This window comes from Undibacterium sp. Di27W, from assembly GCF_049340345.1.
GTDB lineage: Bacteria > Pseudomonadota > Gammaproteobacteria > Burkholderiales > Burkholderiaceae_D > Undibacterium.
On the sequence record NZ_JBMPOS010000046.1, the window covers coordinates 1,751 to 5,191 of the forward strand.

Genomic DNA, 3,441 nt, shown 5'->3' on the forward strand with positions numbered 1-3,441 from the left:
GAAAAAGCTGTCGAAAGACAAGTTTTAGAAAAAATCAAATTCCTTGAGATACGGCAAACGCTAAAGTAATACTCATAAGTAGTAAAGAACTATAACCGGTTCTTGGTGATGAACCTGATGTTGAAGCAATTCAGCAGCAGACACCAGGAGTTAAAGTTATAGGGACAAGTGACTAAGTGCACATGGTGGATGCCTTGGCGATATCAGGCGATGAAGGACGTAGTAGCTTGCGATAAGCTGCGGGGAGTGAGCAAACACACATTGATCCGCAGATTTCCGAATGGGGAAACCCGGCCGTAAGGTCATTGCATACTGAATACATAGGTATGCAAAGCGAACGTGGCGAACTGAAACATCTAAGTAGCTACAGGAAAAGAAATCAACCGAGATTCCCAAAGTAGTGGCGAGCGAAATGGGAAGAGCCTGCAAGATTTAGCATCTTTGATAATAAAACGGAATGGAAAGTCCGGCCATAGAGGGTGATAGCCCCGTATATGAAATCATCGGTGTGGAACTAAGTTTGCGACAAGTAGGGCGGGACACGAGAAATCCTGTCTGAACATGGGGGGACCATCCTCCAAGGCTAAATACTCGATATCGACCGATAGTGAACCAGTACCGTGAGGGAAAGGCGAAAAGAACCCCGGGAGGGGAGTGAAATAGAACCTGAAACCGTGTGCATACAAACAGTAGGAGCGGACTTGATCCGTGACTGCGTACCTTTTGTATAATGGGTCAGCGACTTACATTCAGTGGCAAGGTTAACCGCATAGGGAAGCCGTAGAGAAATCGAGTCCGAATAGGGCGAATCAGTCGCTGGGTGTAGACCCGAAACCAAGTGATCTACTCATGGCCAGGTTGAAGGTGCGGTAACACGCACTGGAGGACCGAACCCACTAATGTTGAAAAATTAGGGGATGAGCTGTGGGTAGGGGTGAAAGGCTAAACAAACTTGGAAATAGCTGGTTCTCTCCGAAAACTATTTAGGTAGTGCCTCTTGTATCACCGTCGGGGGTAGAGCACTGTTATGGCTAGGGGGTCATCGCGACTTACCAAACCATTGCAAACTCCGAATACCGACGAGTGCGAGCAAGGGAGACAGACATCGGGTGCTAACGTCCGGTGTCAAGAGGGAAACAACCCAGACCGCCAGCTAAGGTCCCAAAGTATAGCTAAGTGGAAAACGAAGTGGGAAGGCTAAAACAGTCAGGAGGTTGGCTTAGAAGCAGCCACCCTTTAAAGAAAGCGTAATAGCTCACTGATCGAGTCGTCCTGCGCGGAAGATGTAACGGGGCTAAGCTATACACCGAAGCTGCGGATATCCGTAAGGATATGGTAGGAGAGCGTTCTGTAAGCCTGCGAAGGTGTCTTGTAAAGGATGCTGGAGGTATCAGAAGTGCGAATGCTGACATGAGTAGCGATAATGGGGGTGAAAAGCCTCCACGCCGTAAGCCCAAGGTTTCCTGTTCAACGTTCATCGGAGCAGGGTGAGTCGGCCCCTAAGGCGAGGCAGAGATGCGTAGCTGATGGGAAGCAGGTTAATATTCCTGCACCGTCGTATGATGCGATGGGGGGACGGATCGCGGAAGGTTGTCCGACTGTTGGAATAGTCGGTTTTTAACCTGGAGAAGGCTGTTAGGCAAATCCGGCAGCGTAATTCAAGGGGTTGAGACGAGACACTTAGGTGTTGAAGCAATCGGAAGTGGTTCCAAGAAAAGCCTCTAAGCTTCAGTCATACGAGACCGTACCGCAAACCGACACAGGTGGGCGAGATGAGTATTCTAAGGCGCTTGAGAGAACTCGGGAGAAGGAACTCGGCAAATTGGTACCGTAACTTCGGGATAAGGTACGCCCTTGTAGCTTGACTGCCCTGCGGCAGAAGGGTGAAGGGGTTGCAATAAACTGGTGGCTGCGACTGTTTAATAAAAACACAGCACTCTGCAAACACGAAAGTGGACGTATAGGGTGTGACGCCTGCCCGGTGCTGGAAGATTAAATGATGGGGTGCAAGCTCTTGATTGAAGTCCCAGTAAACGGCGGCCGTAACTATAACGGTCCTAAGGTAGCGAAATTCCTTGTCGGGTAAGTTCCGACCTGCACGAATGGCGTAACGATGGCCACACTGTCTCCTCCCGAGACTCAGCGAAGTTGAAATGTTTGTGATGATGCAATCTACCCGCGGCTAGACGGAAAGACCCCATGAACCTTTACTGTAGCTTTGCATTGGACTTTGAATCGATCTGTGTAGGATAGGTGGGAGGCTTTGAAGCGTGGACGCCAGTTTGCGTGGAGCCATCCTTGAAATACCACCCTGGTTTATTTGAGGTTCTAACCTTGGCCCGTTATCCGGGTCGGGGACAGTGCATGGTAGGCAGTTTGACTGGGGCGGTCTCCTCCCAAAGTGTAACGGAGGAGTTCGAAGGTACGCTAGGTACGGTCGGACATCGTGCTAATAGTGCAATGGCATAAGCGTGCTTAACTGCGAGACTGACAAGTCGAGCAGGTACGAAAGTAGGACATAGTGATCCGGTGGTTCTGTATGGAAGGGCCATCGCTCAACGGATAAAAGGTACTCTGGGGATAACAGGCTGATTCCTCCCAAGAGTTCATATCGACGGGGGAGTTTGGCACCTCGATGTCGGCTCATCACATCCTGGGGCTGTAGCCGGTCCCAAGGGTATGGCTGTTCGCCATTTAAAGTGGTACGTGAGCTGGGTTTAAAACGTCGTGAGACAGTTTGGTCCCTATCTGCCGTGGGCGTTGGAAGTTTGAAGGGGGCTGCTCCTAGTACGAGAGGACCGGAGTGGACGAACCTCTGGTGTATCGGTTGTCACGCCAGTGGCATTGCCGAGTAGCTATGTTCGGAAGAGATAACCGCTGAAAGCATCTAAGCGGGAAACTCGCCTTAAGATGAGACTTCCCAGAGACTTGATCTCTTTAAAGGGTCGTTCGAGACCAGGACGTTGATAGGCTGGGTGTGGAAGTGCAGTAATGCATTAAGCTAACCAGTACTAATTGCCCGTAAGGCTTGTCCCTATAACCTTAGCAGGTAATAGGCTACGACAAGTATTGTGAAGTGTTTGCGAAATGTGCCAGCTGTGGAAACAGCCAGGTAGTTCGACAGCAGTCACAACCACTACCTCAAGCGATGGTCTTGCTTGGGGTAACAAAAAACTTGATTAGTGCGAATAAGATCGCACACTCTACTGAACTTCTTCTGAATTGGACTTTTTGTATCCGCCAAAACAACGGCAATACAACAAGTCAACAAGTTATGCCTGATGACCATAGCTAATCGGTACCACCCCTTCCCATCCCGAACAGGACCGTGAAACGATTACGCGCCAATGATAGTGCTGCAACCAGTGTGAAAGTAGGTTATCGTCAGGCTTTTATTCTGCAGACCCCCGCTCATTTAATTGAGTGGGGGTTTTGCTTTTG

2 rRNA genes are annotated in these 3,441 nt (G+C 49.7%); both read left to right on the plus strand.

The features are described 5' to 3' along the window. Positions 1-162: 162 nt before the first annotated feature. Positions 163-3,036 (plus strand): 23S ribosomal RNA (locus ACO0LF_RS30985). A gap of 241 nt (positions 3,037-3,277) precedes the next feature. Beyond that, positions 3,278-3,390, plus strand: a 5S ribosomal RNA gene (rrf, locus tag ACO0LF_RS30990). Positions 3,391-3,441: the final 51 nt, after the last annotated feature.